A 15,899-nucleotide genomic window follows, 5' to 3' on the forward strand; every position below is an offset into this window, starting at 1 on the left:
TCGGAACCGGCCCCTCCGGTTCCGCCACCGGTTTTATCTACCGGAATTCAGTCCCGCTCGACGCAGAGCGCGACACCCATGCCGCCGCCGATGCAAAGGGTTGCCAGCCCCTTTTTCGCATCCCGCTTCTGCATCTCGTGCAACAGCGTGATCAGGACACGGCAGCCGGATGCGCCGATCGGATGCCCGAGCGCAATGGCACCGCCATTGACGTTCACAATTTCGGGGTCCCAGCCGAGATCCTTGTTCACGGCGCAAGCCTGCGCGGCGAAGGCTTCGTTGGCCTCCACAAGATCGAGATCGCTTGCGGCCCAGCCGGCTTTCTCGAGCGCCGCCCGGCTTGCCGGGATCGGCCCGGAGCCCATGATCGCCGGATCAACACCGCGCGTGGCGAAGGAGACGATCCTGGCCAACGGCGTGATGCCCCGCTTCACCGCCTCATCGCCGGTCATCAGGATGGCAATCGCCGCACCGTCATTGATACCGGATGCATTACCGGCCGTGACGCTGCCTTCTTTGACGAAGGCCGGACGCAGCTTGCCAAGCGCCTCGATCGTGGTGCCATGACGCGGATGCTCGTCCGTGTCGACCACGGTGTCGCCCTTCCGGCCGGAAATCGTTACGGGAACGATCTCATCCTTGAACTTGCCGGCTTTCTGCGCTGCTTCAGCCTTGTTCTGGGAAGCCGCCGCAAAAGCGTCCTGCTGATCCCGGGAGATCTGCCACTTGGACGCTACATTCTCCGCCGTATTGCCCATGTGGTAGCCGTTGAAATGATCCCAGAGCCCGTCCCTGATCATGGTGTCGATGAGCTGCACATCGCCCATCTTGTAGCCATTGCGCAGGGTCTGGGCATGCGGCGCGTTGCTCATGCTTTCCTGACCGCCGCAGACCACGATCTTGCTGTCTCCGGCGCGGATCGCCTGGTCGCCGAGGGCGACGGCGCGCAGGCCGGAGCCGCAGACCTGATTGATCGTAATCGCTGTTCGTTCCTGCGGGATACCGGCGCCGATAGCCGCCTGACGGGCCGGGTTCATACCCGCGGCCGCAGTCAGCACCTGGCCCAGAATGGCCTCGTCGACCTCGCCTGCATTGACCTTCGCTCGGCTCAGCGCTTCCTTGATGGCGATGACGCCCAGATCCGCTCCCGACAGGGAACTCAGGCCGCCGCCAAACGCTCCGATCGGGGTCCGTGCGGCCCCGGCAATTACCACATCGGTCATAGTCTCTTTCTCCCTCGGCGCCTCTCCCGGCGCCCCTAGTCAACCCAGAGGCCATCGTGTGACGATACCCCTTGTAAAGCACCGTCACACAATAGATCAGTACACGCAAACTGTGACCCGCGCTTTGCGTCAGATCAAAACTATGACGGGTAAGCGCCGATCAACGGAAACGCACTGAACACATCCGGCCCGGCGACAGGAGCCGCCGGGTGAACATGGCTCGCCCGCACATCGGAAAGACTGTTCTCGCCGAGCAGGGCAACGGCTGTCCGCACCTCGTCCCGGAGCAGCGTCAGCATGCGCACCACCCCGGCATCGCCGGCCGCCGCAAGACCGCAGCAGAACAGACGCCCCATGCCGACAGCATTGGCACCGAGTGCAATGGCCTTCACCAGGTCCGTGCCGCGCTGGATCGAGCCGTCCACGACGATCTCCGCCCGCCCGGCGACCGCATCCACGACTTCCGGCAGAACATCAAGCGATCCGCGTCCATGGTCGAGCTGCCGGCCGCCATGGTTCGAGACATAGACCACGTCCACGCCACGCTCGACGGCCATGACCGCATCCTCGGCCGTGGCAATTCCTTTCAGGATCAGCGGAATGTCATACCGCTCCTTGAAGCGCTCCACGTCTTTCCAGTTCAGAGCCGCCTGCCAGTCCGCGCCGGCACCAGCGCGCCACGGCTTGACGAAACGGGCGGCAATATCCCGCTCGCGCCGACTGTAATAGGCGCTGTCGACGGTCAGCGAGACCGCAAAACACTTGGCATCCTTCGCCCGCTGCACCTGCTCATCAAGCCAGCCATCGTCGCCGCGCTTGTAGAGGGCGGAGATCAACATTCCGTCGGCCTCGGCAGCGACGTCCTCAATCGGAATAGAGCCGACATTGCTCAGCATCAGGGCATTGCCGAATTCGGCAGCCGCCCGCATCGCGGTTTTTCCGCCGCCGGGCTCGAAACTCTCCAGCGAGCCGACCGGCGCCAGCAGGACCGGCAGGGCCAGGTCCTTTCCGAGCAGACGCCCGCCAACCGCAACCTCGCGCATATCGTTCAGAACCCGGGGCCGGAATGCCACGCTGTCCAGCGCCTGGCGGTTCCGTTTCATCGTCGTCTCGGTTTCCGTAGCACCGCGCAAATAGTTCCAGATATTCTCGCTCAGCGCCTGCTCCGCCGCCTCGACGATCTCGTGCAGACACAAGAACCGTTCCGAGGGGTCTGTATTGTCCGCCTCATTCATGCCGGACACCACGCTACTCATTTGATTGTCTCCTCCATCCAAGCCCCAAGCGGTTCCCAGACCGCTTTCTTGGCATTCGAACTTGCCATCATGCCCACATGGCCGAGCGGCACACGCAAAGTTTCGGCATGCGGCAAAGCCGCCGCCAGCGCTTCGGCCGAGGGCGGCGGAACGATCCTGTCCCGCGACGGAATAATAATTGTTGTCGGCAGACTGATATCGGCAGGGTCGACCGTACGCCCGGCAATCTTCCATTGCAGCTGCGCGGTCGAGTTCGCGCCGTACCAGTCAAGAAACGCCTCGGCCGCGACCGGCCCCATCAACGGCACCCCGTCATTCAGCCAGTCCTCAAGCGCGACGAAATCAATTGCTTCGGCACCATCGGCGTCCAGCGACCGGAAACGCAGAAACTTCTTAATGACAAGCATCGGGTCCAGCATGTGAAACATCGCCTGCAGCAGATCGGTCCCGACCTGGTGCCCTCTGTCGGAAGTCATCGTCAGGAACGGCCTCAAAAGCGGCAGGAGCGCAGCAACGGGTGGTGCGCCGGCGCTAAAGTCCCATGGCGTGGCCAGCAGCCCAAGCGCCCTGATATCGGCCTGACGCCGCGTTGCCAGCGCAAGCGCGAGCAAACCTCCCATGCAATAGCCAAGAACGATCGGCGGCTTCCCGGTAATGGCCCGGACCGCATCAAGCGCCTGATCCAGCCGACCGGCGACATAATCGGTCAGGGTGAACCGCGCCTCGCTCGGCCCGGGGGCGCCCCAGTCCACGACGAAGGGGCGGAAGCCGCGGCTCTCCAGATAACGGAGAAGAGACCGTTCGGGTCTCAGGTCGAGGATGTAATAGCGATTGATCAGCGACGGGACGACAAGCACCGGCTGGCCGTCGAGATTCCGCGTTCCATAGTCCAGAAGCGCTGTACCGCCCGCCCGCCAGGCCACTGGCGCCGGTTCCGTTTCGCGAACGTAAGGATGCCGGCGATAGATCAGGACCGCGTCGAGAAGATCCTGACTGCGCTCCAGGATCGCCTGGTCGACGGCAGAGACAAAAGCGTCCCAGGTCGCCTTTTCCGGCTGCGCCTCATCGCCTTCAGGATCGCCGTTTCCGGCTGTCTCCGCGGCGCTGTCTTTCAGCTGGCGTTCCAGATCCCGCTGCAGTGTCTCGAGGCCGGGATTCAAGGGAGGCAAGCCGCTCCTCAAGCTCTCTGACGCGAGCCGCGAGCCGCTCCAGTTCAGCATCGCGGTCGTCAGGTACAGCGGCAACGGGCGCGGCCCCAGTCTCGGCGGGCGGTCCGGATGTTTTGGCTTCGGGTCCGTCATCGACACCGCGTTTCTCTCCTATATCGCCAGGCCCGGCGCCTGCCGGTCGGTCCGCGCCATGCGCCCGGCCGGCACCACCCGCCCGGTAATCCGGGGCAAAGCCATCATGCTCCCTTCCGGCGGCACCATCCGGCTCCTCCGGCGCTTGGGCAAACGGCATGAAAAGGGCCATCCACTGCTCGGCAAAGGTCCGCATTTCCGGATCATGAGCCATCCGGGTTGCCTGATCCTGCCAAAGATCAAGAAAGCTGTGGGCCAGCGCATCGTAGTCGACCTGCTTCGACATCGTTCCTTGAGCACCAATATTCCGCCGGTTCCAGGGGCACCTTCGCCATCCGCCAAATCCTGACCGGGACAGGCGATTTCCGCAATCTCTGTGAGAAAATTTCAAAGACCGGAAAGATCATCGCAATATTTCGCATTGCAACGAAGGATTTTCCGAATACGCTTTTCACTGTGCGATGCAATATCGTCGAATACCGTGAATCCGGAACCGGGCACGGTCACAAGGGTGGAAGCAAGGGGAAACCGGCATGGCAACTCAACGCAAGAAGACGGCCCAGAATAACCCGGGCACGGGTGCAGAAGGGGCTGCCGGGGCGACCGCCGGGGTCATCACGATCAAGAAGTACGCGAACCGGCGTCTCTACAATACGGCGACCAGCAGCTATGTGACGCTTGATCATCTGTGCCAGATGGTCAAGGACGGCCAGGACTTCGTGGTCTACGACGCCAAGACGGGCGAGGACATCACCCGCCCGGTCCTCACGCAGATCATCGTCGAGGAAGAGAGCAAAGGCCAAAACATGTTGCCGATCAGTTTCTTGCGCCAGCTCATCGGCTTCTACGGCGACAATCTGCAGATGGTGGTTCCGCGCTATCTCGAGTTCGCGATGTCGGCTTTCACAAAAGACCAGGATCGCACCCGCGATTACATGCAGGAAGCTCTCGGCGGCATGTTCCCATTTTCCAATTTCGAGGAAATGGGCAAGCAGAACATGGCAATGCTCGAGAAGACCATGGGCATGTTCAACCCCTACCGGCCGCAGGATAGCGAAGACAACGGGGCAGCCGAGACCAAACCTGCCAGCGCGGCGGCGGATCCGTCCAAGGGCGCCGTCGATGCCCTGCAGTCACTGCAGGACCAGATTGTGCAGTTGCAGCAGCAATTGAGCACCTTGGGCACGGCCAATGTGACCGCGCAATCGTCGAAGAAGGACGATAAAGACGACGCTTGAGCCGCTTCAGGCCCGAAAAACGAAGCTACTTCTGCAAGATGTTGGTGATTTCACGCAACTGCGTTCTGGCACGCAGCAGGTAGAAGCCCTGCACCGAGAGATGGCTCGGGAACATCAAGCCGTCCGGCGCCCCGTTCATGATCACCAGCGGGTCGAGCGCGGCGGCCGCACGCATGGACGCAAGCATCTGGTTCCAGGCCGATCCGAGGTCGCGATCCTGGATCACCCGGTCGAAATCGACGCCCAGCTCCCGCAACAACATGTAATAGCCATAAAGGCGGCCTTTCACGTTGTAGAAGATATCGTCCACCTTGGTATCCATGCCCCAGCCGCCGGCATGTGTCAGATGCTGGTCGATAATCGCCGAGGATGAGCCGAGATCGGCCGTCATCCGCTCCAGGGTGGCCTGCAGATTGTCGGAACGCTTCTCGAAGGTGGCGTCACCGGCGGCCAGCCGCTGGTTATAGGCAATCAGTGCGCGGCGGGCGGCTGCATATTGCTTTTCCGCGGGAGTGGTCGGCGCCCAGGAGGTTTCGAAATCAAACAGCCAGATGGTGCCCGGGAACTTCAGCTTCCCAGCAGCATCTTCCAGATCCTTGTCGACTTCGCTGGAAGCGCGTGTCCGGCCAAGCTGATCCGACATTTCGATGGCGAAACGGCTGATCGCATAGATGATGCCCTGTTGGAAATTCGGCATGTTGTCGAGCATGTAGCCGGGCAGGAAAAACGGGTTGTTCGCGACCCAACTGTTCTGCTCGGTCTCCCGGTAGATCAGGTCCGCCGCCATCTGAACGGCGCGGCTGCCACCCGGTGTTGTCTCGCTCAATGCCTGGTCGACATCGTCGGAGATCCGGTGCGTCAGAGCCATGCCGATAAGGTAGTAGGCCACGACGGCGACGACGATCAGTCCGAAACCGTATCCGCCAAGACGCGCTATCCAGGGCGCAATGGCGCGCCGCTGTGCCGGAGTATCGTCGTCCCAGTTCAGATCGTGCTTTTGCGCCATCACTCATTTCCGTCGGTCAGAAGTCCCGTCTAACATGGGAATGTTACGGAGAGAGCGCAATGGAATTGAGGAAGCGGAGCTTGACGAGGCGGGACGGCGCTGAGCTGACCTAGCGGCGGCCAAGGAAACGTTTGGCGACAACGGGCACCAGAGCCAGCAGGCCAAGCCCGACCATAGCGAGGATGATTTCCGGAGTCATGATATCGCCGAGGCCGATTTCGCCTTGCTGGTCGAAGATGCTGCCGAGGCCCGCGCCGACGGTTGCGAACACGAATCCGCCGGGAATAATGCCAATGACAGTTGCCAGAACATAGGTCCGGGTGGAAACGCCAAGGAAGGCAGGCACCAGATTCACGACAAAGAAAGGGAAAGCCGGCACCAGCCGCAGAAACAGCAGATAGTTGAAGGCGTCCTTGCGAAAACCTTCGCGCATCAGGCCGACCGCCTTGCCTGCCCGGGCACGCAGTGCGTCGCCAAAAGCCGTCCGCGCGGCCCAGAAAACAGCTGTCGCGCCTATCGTCGCGCCGATCACCGCATAAGCCGTGCCGCCAATGGCTCCGAAGAGAAAGCCCCCGCTCAGCGTCAACACAGCCGCCCCCGGCACGGAAAGCCCGGTGACAACGGCATAAAGAGCAATGAAGGCCAGCGCCGCCAGCAGATAGTGGTCGGCGACATAACCGGTCAGTAATTCGCGATTATCCCGCAGCAGTTCGAGACTGACATAGCGATCAAGGCCAAGCCCGAAGAACAGCGCCATGGCGAGCACGAGACCAAGAACCGGCACCAGACGGGAGGTCCAACCGCGTTTACCCACGCCGGCCTGCTCACCGTCGCTGTTCACCACACCGCTCACCCCAGCTTCCTCAACCACCTGATACCTCGCAGATCTTCCTGTCGGTCAGGTTGGAGGTAGTCCATGCAGCGCTAATCCGCACATGAAAGGATTTCACACCAGCGTGACCGGCCCGGAGTCCGATACAGGCCGCCTCTTCAGATCTGGCGCAACCGGCTCTCCGGAAACCGCAATGTCACAAGCGTTCCCTTGCCGATCTCACTATTGATACTCAGGCTTCCCTGATGCAGCTCGATCAGGCGGGAGACGATGGACAGGCCGAGGCCGGACCCTTCCTGCGCCACCAGCCGGCCTTTGCCGACCTGGCCGAACGGCGTCAGCGCGACCTCGATGTCCTCCGGGGCCATGCCGATCCCGGTATCTCCGACACGGAATTCCAGATAGCCGTCGACGATTTCTCCACCCTCAACCCAGACCTTTCCGCCCTCGTCGGTGAACTTCACCGCATTGGACAGCAGGTTAAGCAGGATTTGGCGGAACATCCGCTGGTCAGCTTCGATCGCAAGCCGCTTCTGATTGATGGAAACCGCAATTTCAATCTGCTTCCGTGCGGCGCGCTCGCTCATGAAGCGGGCGCAGCGGCCGACCGCCGAGATGGCATCGAACAGCTCGTCGGCGACAATGAACTCGTTCGCCTCGATCTTGGCCATATCGAGAATATCGTTGATCAGCTCGAGAAGATGCACCGCGCTGCTATGGATATCGCCCGCATATTCCTTGTACCGGTCGTTGGAGAGGGCTCCGAACATCTCCGATGCGATCGTTTGGGAGAATCCGAGGATCGCGTTCAGCGGGGTCCGGAGCTCATGGCTCATGTTCGCGAGGAACTCGGACTTGGCCCGATTGGCAAGTTCGGCCTGCTCCTTGGCCGCGCGCAGCTCGTCTTCATGTTTCTTGCGCGCCGTGACCTCGGTGACCGAGCCGGCCATGCGGGCGACCCGGCCCGCCGCGTTGCGGACCACCCGGAAATGATTGGAAACCCAGACGGGATCCCCGTCACGATCCTTGATCCGGTATTCCAGCGAGAAACTGTCCGCACCCTCGCGCAGCTTCCGCATCATGGCGCGACGTGCGGCCTTCCGGTGCTCCTGATGGATGTAGGAGTCCGCAGCCCGGCCCGGCATGGTACGGGATTCCGTACCCCAACCGACCGTCTTGCACATCTGCGCCGAGGCAAAAAACTCGTTCCCGGCCAGGTTCCAGTCCCACAGCCCGTCGCGCGCACCTTCAACCGCAAGCTCATAACGCTCCTGCGCCGTTCGGAGCTGATCCTCGATTTCCTTACGGTCGGTGATGTCCTCCACCGTTTGCAACACCCAGCCCCAGCTCCCCTCGAAGCCGGGCATGATGCTGGTGCTGGTCCGCAGATAGATCTGACGTCCGTCGAATGTCGTATCCCACCCCTCGACCACAACCTTGGTCTCGCCGGCAAAGAAACGCGCAAGCAATTCAACAAAGATGTCCGAGAGTCCGGTTTCGGGATTGTAGGAAGAAAGGTCCGGCGCCTGATTGAAATGGTCGATCAGAGTGCGCTTGTCCGGCGCATTGTAGGTTTTTACCGCCGCCTCGTTCAGGTCAACGATCCGCGCACCATCGGCAAGATCCAGCAAAATCCCCGGATTCGCTCTGACATAGGCCGGGATATCAGTGTGACCGTCCCGCTTCAAACGTTCCAGCACCCGACGTGCGCCGGTCCAGTCTTCATCCGTGGTACCGACCGGGTAATCGTCGAACCTGGAGCGTTCCAGCTCCAGGTTACGCAGAATCGCTTCTTCCCGGCGGGCCGCCGGAGCATTATCCGTCACCACGACGGAGATCCCGGAGACCGCCCCTTCCGTGTCCCGGATCGGATAGGCATCGATACGCAGAAAGCGCTGGTTCTCTCTCGCATGCGCCCGGAGATTGCGGCTGCGCGTCTCCCCACTGGCCAGAACCGACTTCAGCAGGGAAAGATAACCCGGATCGACCTCTTCGAGACCGTCGACCCCGAGATCCAGAAGCGCCGCCTCAAATCCGGGAGTGCGGTGCAGGATTTCGAGATCGGGTCCGCGATATTCCGACGGAATAGCCGCGGCAAACACGCCGCCTGGCATTGTCGTGACTGTTTCCCCCGCATCGCCGATGGGGCGGTTTTTGGTGTTCACTACCAAATCAAGCTGCCAGTCACAGGTCTCAGATTACATCATCACAGATAGCAGAGTGACCCATTCCCGGTTCGAAGGGAATCCGCGGATTGCCTAGTTTTTTCAATCCTACCTGAGGCTGTTATGCGCGTTGCCGTGCGCGGCGGCGAACAGCCCGCACACCAGAAACGTTAAATATTTGTAAAGACACTTCATTTTTTAAAAATAATTCTGTGAAAACCGTTTCCATACAGCCAATTTCAACGCCCCCACACGCAGACGCCGGGATCAAGGCCTTCGCGTATAGATAATCATCGAGACTTCCCCGCCATTTCTGAATCGGGTCCGAATCGCTGAAATGCTTTGATTTTCTGCTTCTGTCAGGAGTCCGAAATCCGGCCCAGCGTCCGCTCCGACATGTCTTCATAACTTTCCGCACGGGTCAGACGCTTCATCAGATCCGGCGATGCCAGAGGCGTTTTGATTTCGGACGGGTGACAGCCGTCCCGCAGCGCGCGCAGGGTTGCCTCAACAGCGGCAACTGCCGCCGCGATCGGCTGGTGCCCCTGAAGAGCGATACGAACGCCGCGCGCAGAGAGATAATCCCAGTCATCCAGCTCCGGTGGCACCCCGCCAATGATTAGCGGCCGGCTCACCGCCTCGGAGACCGCATCGAGATCCGCCCGGGTCTTGATGCCGATCAGAAAGATCACATCGACACCAACCTCTTCGTACGCCTTCGCCCGCTCTATGGCATCAGCAACGCCGTTGATGCTGGCGGCACTGGTGCGACCGGCAATGACGAGATCGGGGTCCTGCCGGCCGGCAAGCGCGGCCCGCATCTTGCCGACGCCTTCCTCAAGGCTGAGCAACCGCGCCTTTCCATCGCTGCCGAATGGCTCGGGCAGGTCCGTATCCTCGATCGAGAGACCGGCGGCACCCGCCGTCTCCAGCTCCTCCACCGTACGGCGGACATTCAGCGCATTGCCGAAACCGTGATCCGCGTCGATCATCAGCGGCAGGTTGCCCGCACGGTTGATCCGCAGCACCAGCCCGGCAAGCTCGGACAAGGTAAGCACCATCACGTCCGGCGCACCGAGGACTGCGAGCGAGGCGACGGAGCCGCCAAGCATTCCAGCCTCGAAACCGAGATCCTCGGCGATCCGGGCGGACAGCGCATCATGCACGGAGCCCGGCCGAATGCACCGCTCGCCCTCGATAACGCCGCGAAACCGGCGGCGGCGATCTTTCCAGTCCATGTTCAGTCCTCCCTGTACTGTCCGGCCGGCGGTTAACCCGCTCTAGCGGAAATCGAATCCGAGTTCCTTCAGCCGTTCGCGCAGATCGTCGCGAAGCGGCGGAGAGAATTTCTTGTCCATATCGTCGGACCAGGAAGCATCGGTGGTCTCCCGGCCCTGGGAGCGATAATGTTTCGCCAGCGCACCATCGTAGCTGTCCACGATTGCCGTTGCGTCAGCGCCACTCCGGCTTTTGCCATACTGTTCGAAATGCACCAGACCGTCGTAATCCATGCGCGGCTTCTGCGCCGGAGCTTCCCCAGGCCAGCCGAGACACATGCCAAAAACGCAGAAGACCCGAGGCGACAGACCGAGAATCCGGGCGACTTCGACCGGTTTGTTGCGGGCACCACCGATCATCACGCCTTTGAGACCCAGGCTGTCCGCCACCAGATAGGCGGACATGCCGACCAGCCCGGCATCGAGGGCGGACACCAGGCCGGTTTCCAGATTGTTGCTGTCGATGTTGTGTCCGTTGCGGACCAGAGCATCCTCGATCCGGGTAAGATCCGCGCAGAAGGCCAGGAAGACCGGCGCTGTGCCGATATGTCGCTGATTGCCGCACGCCGCCATCAATGCATCGCGTCGTTCCTGATCGCGGACCACGACAACGCTATAAGTCTGGATATTCGAGGAAGTCGGCGCCCTGAACGCAGTCTTCAGGATCGTATCGATCATCTCCTCGCTGACCGGCTGGTCGGTGTATTTGCGAACGCTGACCCGGTTCAGGAGCGTTTCGATCACATCGTTCGAAGGGATGTTCTGACTGTCGGGCATTGGCGGTGTTTCTCCGGTTCCGATCGCGCAGCCTCGGCTGCGTCTGTTGGCGGCAACTCTACCCGGTCGCCGCAGGGCTGCAAGCGGCCCTGCCACAATGTGGGGCTGAACACCGGAATTCCAGCGGTTCCCCATCGGCAAGAATAAGCAGCGTGCACCACGTTGCGGATTTGCTACCGTTAGCGAATGATCAAATCTCTCCTCATCGTCGCGCACGCTCCGTCCGAAAACACACGCACCCTTCTTGATGCGGTTCGCAGCGGCGCCGAGGAAGCCGGCGACGGCAGTGTGAACGTGACCTGCCTCTCACCATTCGATACCGGCCCTGATGCCGTCCTCTCCGCCGATGCCATGATCCTCGGAACGACCGAAAATCTCGGCTATATGAGCGGAGCGCTGAAGGACTTCTTCGACCGGATCTATTATCCCTGCCTGGAGGAAACCCAGGGCCTGCCCTATGCGCTTTTCGTGCGCGCCGGGCATGACGGCACCGGCACCTGCCGGGCAGTACAATCGATCACAACCGGTCTGCGCTGGCGCCCGGTTCAGGAACCGCTGGTCTGCCGCGGCGCGTTTGAGCCGAAATTCATCGAGGAATGCCACGATCTCGGTGCCGGCATGTCTGCCGGGCTGGAGGCCGGAATTTTCTAGGAACGGCATTCATGTCGCCGTGAAGCATTTACATGCGCATCAACCTGCTAGCCTGATGGCTCCCGCCCTCTCTCCTCGGAGATGCCGATGACCCGAGATCCCCTGCTGCAGCCTTTCCAGCTCAAGCACCTGACCCTGCGCAACCGGCTGATGTCCACGGCGCACGAGCCCGCCTATTCCGAGGACGGCCTGCCGACCGACCGTTACCGGCTCTATCATCTAGAAAAGGCCAAGGGCGGCATCGCCATGACAATGACGGCGGGGTCCGCCCTCGTCTCCGAAGACAGCCCGGCCGCCTTCGGCAACCTGCATGCCTATCGCGACGAGATCGTTCCGCATCTGAAACGCATTGCCGACGACTGCCACGAATACGGCACCGCAGTGATGATCCAGATCACCCATCTTGGCCGGCGCACCAACTGGAACAAGGCGGATTGGCTGCCCGTCCTCGCCCCGTCCCCAGTGCGCGAGCCGGCCCACAGGGCCTTTCCGAAGGAAGCCGAGGACTGGGATCTCGACCGTATCGCGGAAGATTACGCCACGGCAGCCGAGCGAATGCAGGCCGCCGGGCTCGATGGCATCGAACTTGAGGCCTACGGTCACCTGCTCGACGGCTTCTGGTCTCCGGCGACGAATTTCCGCGAGGACGAGCATAATGGCAGCCTCGACAACCGGCTGCGCTTCACCCGCCGGGTACTCGACAGCATTCGGGACCGGGTCGGCGCCGATTTCATTGTCGGCCTGCGGCTGGTCGCGGACGAGCAGTGGGACAAGGGGATTTCAAAGGATGAGGGAATAGAGATCTGCCGCCGGCTGGTCGGCACCGGTCAGGTCGACTTCCTCAATGTCATCCGCGGCCATATCGACAGCGACGCGGCATTGTCGAACGTCATCCCGGTACAGGGCATGCCGGCATCCCCGCATCTCGATTTCGCCGGCGAGGTCCGGTCCGAGACCAGGTTCCCGGTCTTCCATGCCGCCCGGATCGCGGATGTCGCCACTGCCCGGCACGCCGTTGCCGAGGGTAAACTCGATATGGTCGGCATGACCCGCGCCCATATCGCCGATCCGCATATCGCCCTGAAGCTGAGCCAGGGCCGCGAACACGATATCCGGCCCTGCGTCGGCGCCACCTATTGCCTCGACCGGATTTACGAAGGGCACGAAGCGCTTTGCATCCACAACGCGGCGACGGGGCGCGAGCTGACCATGCCGCAGGTCATTTCGCCAACGGAAGGACCGCGCAAGCGCATCGCCGTGGTTGGCGCAGGTCCAGCCGGCCTTGAAGCCGCTCGGGTCGCCGCCGCGCGAGGGCATCATGTCCATGTTTTCGAAGCCGCGCCGGATGCAGGCGGCCAGGTCCGTCTGGCGGCGCAGAGCCGGCGCAGGTCCGAGCTGATCGGCATTGTCGACTGGCGTCTGGCACAGCTTGAGGCAGCCGGGGTCCAGATCAGCTTCAATACCTACGCCGAAGCGGCGGACGTTTTGGCGGAAGAACCGGATTTCGTCTTTATCGCCACCGGCGGTCTGCCGAACACGGAAATCCTCGAAGAAGGCAACGCGCTGGTGCATTCGAGCTGGGATGTGCTGTCAGGCGATCTTTCGGCAACCGGCCGGGTGCTGGTCTTTGACGATAATGGCGGTCATCCCGGCATGCAGGCGGCGGAAATGCTGATCGAGAAGGGGGCGGAAGTCGAGATCGTCACACCGGAGCGCTTTTTCGCGCCGGAGATCGGCGGCCTCAATCATGTCGCCTATGCCAAGGCGCTGCACCAGTCGGCCAGCCGTATCACCATCAACATGCGGCTGATCGGCGTCTCTCGGAACGGGAACGAACTTGTAGCCACGCTTGGCTCGGATTACGGCGAGCGGACGGAGACCCGCGCCGTCGATCATGTCGTGGTCGAACATGGCACCCTGCCGATGGACGAACTTTATTTCGATCTGAAGCCGCAGTCCCGCAATCTCGGTGCCGTGGATTACAAGGCCCTGATCAGGGGCGAGGACGCCTTCCCGGCACGCAATCCGGATGCCGGTTTCACATTGGTCCGGATCGGAGACGCAGTCGCCTCCCGCAATATCCACGCATCGATCTATGACGGCTTGCGCTTCGCCAAGGACCTCTAGTTCCGACGCACCGTGCGCAGGGCCCGGGAGCGGAACTCCCGGCGATGCAGGACCGCGACGACCCAGAGCGAGGCGGCGATGAAGGCGAAGGGATGCACGAACCATGTGCAGACCGCGAGGCCGAAATAATAGGAGTGTACACCGCCATTGTAATGCCGGGCAGCCAGGCTCGCGAGTTCGGCCGCAACCCCGGCCCGTTCACGACCGACCTCACGCAGATCCTCGAATTCAGGCTGAGGGATCGCTCCCAGAACCACGGCCGCGTTGTTGTGCAGCCTGATGGACCAGGCCAGCCGGAAGAAGGCATTGGTGAAGATGAAGATCAGCAAGGCGATCTTCAGGCCGAACCGGTCCTGGCTTGTTTCGGCAAGAAAACGAAACTGGTTCAGTACCGCGACGGCCTGTTCAGACGCCCCGAAGACGGCGGCAAGACCGCCGACGACGAAAATGCTGGTCGAGGCCATGAAGGCCGAATTCCCGGCAAGCGAGCGCAGGATCTGGATATCGATGATCCGGTTTTCCCGGGTCGCGGACGCTTCGAACCAGTCCCGCCGCCAGGCCTGCATGGCTGCCGGCAGACCGTGCCCGCGCTTGATCCTGAACGCCACAAAAGTCTCGTAGCCGAACCAGCAGGTTATGAAGATCGCCAGCGCGACCAGATCGTCGCGCCGCAGCATGTCCAAAAGTGACTCCATTTCGGTCTCCTCGCCCCGGCACAAACTTATCCTGCCAGTATCGGGACACCTAGCAGCCTGGGTCAGATTCCAGAGATCGCTCAGGTGACCCGGTTAAGCACCCGGGCACGGATCGTGCCCTCAAGCGCGCGCACGGCACGGATCACCTTGTCCGCCTCGGGAACATGCCCTTCAGCGTCGAGCACGACATACCCTATCTCACCGTCCGTCTGGTAATGCTGGGCCGCGATATTTATATTGTGGGCCGCAAACACGTCATTCAGGCGCCCGAGCTCACCCGGCAAGTTTCGCTGCACCTGAATGAAACGGGTGCCGGCCGGGCGCGGGTGAAGCTGCACTTCGGGGAAATTCACTGCCCCGGCAGTCGATCCGACATCGGAATATTCGATCATCTTGCGGATGACTTCCTCGCCGATGCGCTCCTGCGCTTCCTCGGTCGAGCCACCGACATGTGGCGTCAGGATCACGTTGTCGAGCCCCTGCAGCGGAGACTGGAACGGGTCCGCGTTCGACTTCGGCTCTGTCGGGAATACGTCCACCGCCGCACCGGCGAGATGCCCGCTTTTCAATGCTGCTGCCAGCGCGTCCACATCCAGAATGGTGCCACGGGCATTGTTGATGAGATAGGCGCCCGGCTTCATCTTGGCGATTTCGCGGGCACCGATCATGTCCTTCGTTTCCGGGGTTTCCGGCAGGTGCAGGGAAACCACATCGGAGGCTTCCAGGAGTTCATCGAGTGTTGCCGCCGGCTCCACATTGCCGTGACTGAGCTTGTCGGAGCGATCGAAATAGATCACCCGCATGCCCATTCCCTCGGCCAGGTTCGCCAGCTGTGTGCCGATATTGCCATAACCGACGATCCCCAGCGTCTTGCCGCGAATTTCCCGGCTGCCCGCCGCCGATTTTTCCCACCGGCTCTCATGGGCAGCGACAGACCGCGGAAAGACCCGCCGAAACAGCATGACGATCTCAGCAATGGTCAGTTCAGCCACACTGCGCGTATTCGAGAACGGCGCATTGAAGACCGGAATGCCCTTGCGCTTCGCCGCCTCCAGATCAACCTGATTGGTACCGACCGAAAAACAACCGAGTGCGATAAGCTTATCCGTCGAGGCGATGACGCTTTCCGTCACCTTGGTGCGCGAGCGAATACCGAGCAGCCGAACATCGGCCAGCGCAGCTTTCAGCGCGTCCTCCTCCAGTGCTTTCGCCTGCCGCTCTATGCAGGGATACCCAGCGAGCTCAAGCTGCCGAATTGCTGTTTCGGAAATGCCCTCAAGCAGCAGGAATTTGATTTTTTCCTTGGGCAGCGAGGGGTTCTTAATCTTGCTCATTCTGGCTCGGGTCCGGA

The 15,899-nt window shown here is 61.6% G+C and carries 14 protein-coding genes; 3 read left to right on the plus strand and 11 right to left on the minus strand.

The features are described 5' to 3' along the window. Positions 1-47: 47 nt before the first annotated feature. From K328_RS0111335 to K328_RS27005, 4 genes are all read right to left on the minus strand, one after another. On the minus strand, positions 48-1,223 hold the full coding sequence (locus tag K328_RS0111335) for an acetyl-CoA C-acetyltransferase (protein WP_028466075.1): 1,176 nt from the start codon (positions 1,221-1,223) through the stop codon (positions 48-50). A 140-nt stretch (positions 1,224-1,363) separates the two neighbouring features. Then, positions 1,364-2,479, minus strand: a complete 1,116-nt coding sequence (locus tag K328_RS0111340; protein ID WP_084608251.1) for an alpha-hydroxy acid oxidase — start codon at positions 2,477-2,479, stop codon at positions 1,364-1,366. Further along, positions 2,476-3,639 (minus strand): alpha/beta fold hydrolase, encoded by a 1,164-nt coding sequence (locus K328_RS23640; RefSeq protein ID WP_245577495.1) that lies wholly within the window; start codon positions 3,637-3,639, stop codon positions 2,476-2,478. Before K328_RS23640 ends, K328_RS0111340 begins: the two co-directional genes overlap by 4 nt. Next, complete coding sequence (locus tag K328_RS27005; protein WP_245577497.1) at positions 3,551-4,066, minus strand: hypothetical protein; 516 nt, start codon at positions 4,064-4,066, stop codon at positions 3,551-3,553. Before K328_RS27005 ends, K328_RS23640 begins: the two co-directional genes overlap by 89 nt. A 247-nt stretch (positions 4,067-4,313) precedes the next feature. Between K328_RS27005 and phaR the strand changes: the two genes are divergently transcribed. Continuing rightward, the gene (phaR, locus tag K328_RS23645) at positions 4,314-5,018 is read left to right on the plus strand and encodes a polyhydroxyalkanoate synthesis repressor PhaR (RefSeq protein ID WP_084608252.1); all 705 of its coding nucleotides are present in this window, start codon (positions 4,314-4,316) and stop codon (positions 5,016-5,018) included. Positions 5,019-5,043: 25 nt separating this feature from the next. Here the strand turns inward: phaR and K328_RS0111360 are convergent, their stop codons facing one another. From K328_RS0111360 to K328_RS23655, 5 genes are all read right to left on the minus strand, one after another. Next, positions 5,044-6,024 (minus strand): DUF2333 family protein, encoded by a 981-nt coding sequence (locus tag K328_RS0111360; protein ID WP_028466078.1) that lies wholly within the window; start codon positions 6,022-6,024, stop codon positions 5,044-5,046. A gap of 109 nt (positions 6,025-6,133) precedes the next feature. Beyond that, positions 6,134-6,895 (minus strand): TVP38/TMEM64 family protein, encoded by a 762-nt coding sequence (locus K328_RS0111365; RefSeq protein WP_245577499.1) that lies wholly within the window; start codon positions 6,893-6,895, stop codon positions 6,134-6,136. A 119-nt stretch (positions 6,896-7,014) separates the two neighbouring features. Continuing rightward, on the minus strand, positions 7,015-9,021 hold the full coding sequence (locus tag K328_RS25810) for a PAS domain-containing sensor histidine kinase (protein WP_156901281.1): 2,007 nt from the start codon (positions 9,019-9,021) through the stop codon (positions 7,015-7,017). Between the two features lie 359 nt (positions 9,022-9,380). Beyond that, positions 9,381-10,259: an isocitrate lyase/PEP mutase family protein gene (locus tag K328_RS0111375; protein WP_028466080.1), complete on the minus strand. Its 879-nt coding sequence runs from the start codon at positions 10,257-10,259 to the stop codon at positions 9,381-9,383. Between the two features lie 42 nt (positions 10,260-10,301). After that, positions 10,302-11,075, minus strand: coding sequence for a nitroreductase family protein (locus K328_RS23655; RefSeq protein WP_051284809.1), 774 nt, complete (start codon positions 11,073-11,075; stop codon positions 10,302-10,304). 186 nt (positions 11,076-11,261) lie between these two features. On the opposite strand from K328_RS23655, the gene K328_RS0111385 reads away from it, so the two are divergent. Beyond that, positions 11,262-11,726, plus strand: coding sequence for a flavodoxin family protein (locus tag K328_RS0111385; RefSeq protein ID WP_205620651.1), 465 nt, complete (start codon positions 11,262-11,264; stop codon positions 11,724-11,726). Between the two features lie 87 nt (positions 11,727-11,813). Continuing rightward, on the plus strand, positions 11,814-13,853 hold the full coding sequence (locus K328_RS0111390; protein ID WP_028466082.1) for an NADH:flavin oxidoreductase: 2,040 nt from the start codon (positions 11,814-11,816) through the stop codon (positions 13,851-13,853). Here the strand turns inward: K328_RS0111390 and K328_RS0111395 are convergent. Further along, positions 13,850-14,548, minus strand: a complete 699-nt coding sequence (locus tag K328_RS0111395; RefSeq protein WP_028466083.1) for a DUF599 domain-containing protein — start codon at positions 14,546-14,548, stop codon at positions 13,850-13,852. The two genes, K328_RS0111390 and K328_RS0111395, sit on opposite strands and share 4 nt — an antisense overlap. An 80-nt stretch (positions 14,549-14,628) precedes the next feature. Continuing rightward, entirely contained in the window at positions 14,629-15,882 is a 1,254-nt protein-coding gene (gene serA, locus K328_RS0111400) for a phosphoglycerate dehydrogenase (RefSeq protein ID WP_028466084.1), read from the minus strand. Between the last annotated feature and the right edge of the window lie 17 nt (positions 15,883-15,899).

Source organism: Nisaea denitrificans DSM 18348, from assembly GCF_000426505.1.
GTDB lineage: Bacteria > Pseudomonadota > Alphaproteobacteria > Thalassobaculales > Thalassobaculaceae > Nisaea > Nisaea denitrificans.